Genomic DNA, 803 nt, shown 5'->3' with positions numbered 1-803 from the left:
GAATGAGTACAAAAATCTGCAGAAACGCTACCGCAATATCCTCACCCGCGGTGCAAAGCAGCTCCCGCCTATCCCGCTCAGACAAAACGGCAAACGGGGCCGGGTCGCCAAATCCGATGCGCACAACCTGTGGGAACGACTGAAGAAGCATGAGACGGCAGTACTGCTCTTCGCCAGACTCTCCCACGTGCCGTTTACCAACAACCGGGCCGAACGTGACCTGAGAATGAGCAAGGTCAAACAGAAGGTGTCGGGGTGCTTCCGGACAAGAAAGCACGCCGAGGCCTATTGCCGCATTTCCAGTTACCTGCAGACCATGGCAAATCAGGGATACAATCCGCTGGTCGCCATTCAAATGGCCTTTTCGGGACAGCTCTACGCTGATAGGGGTGAGTAGTTACGCCCGATCAAAGCAGATATCCGGGGGGGGCACGGATACGGCCCCGCAGATATCGCCGTTGCCATGGGGGTGATGCTCAAACCCTCGGCAAAACTGGCGAGCTTTGAGACGACGATTGTCGGTGCGCCCAACGAGTATATCGAATAATACAAGAAAAGCCGGGGTTGCGGGCCCGGCTCTGAAATCACAAGAGGAAAATCAAATGAAATCGAGAATTATCATATCAGGCATATTGGCATTTTCAAACCCTGCCGCCGCCATCACTGTTCATCGCGTGACCAGTATGGCAGATCATGGCACCGGAACACTACGGGCCGCTGTTGCTGCCGCTGCATCCGGCGATCGCATCACGTTTGCCCCGTGGCTTTATGACAAGGTCATCCGCCTGGACAGTGAGATCACC

Annotated in this window: 2 protein-coding genes; both read left to right on the top strand. The window is 55.3% G+C overall.

The genetic code is table 11. From position 1 onward, the window contains the following. A partial coding sequence (locus ACOCD2_RS23185) for an IS66 family transposase (RefSeq protein WP_419626229.1) occupies window positions 1-397 on the top strand: 397 nt, incomplete at its 5' end. Between the two features lie 205 nt (window positions 398-602). Continuing rightward, a partial coding sequence (locus tag ACOCD2_RS23180; RefSeq protein WP_293653859.1) for a hypothetical protein occupies window positions 603-803 on the top strand: 201 nt, incomplete at its 3' end.

This window comes from Thiolapillus sp., assembly GCF_048562965.1.
Taxonomy (GTDB): Bacteria; Pseudomonadota; Gammaproteobacteria; order Chromatiales; family Chromatiaceae; genus Thiolapillus; species Thiolapillus brandeum_A.
The sequence above is the reverse complement of the archived record's forward strand: the minus strand, read 5'-3'. Positions and strand labels throughout refer to the sequence as shown.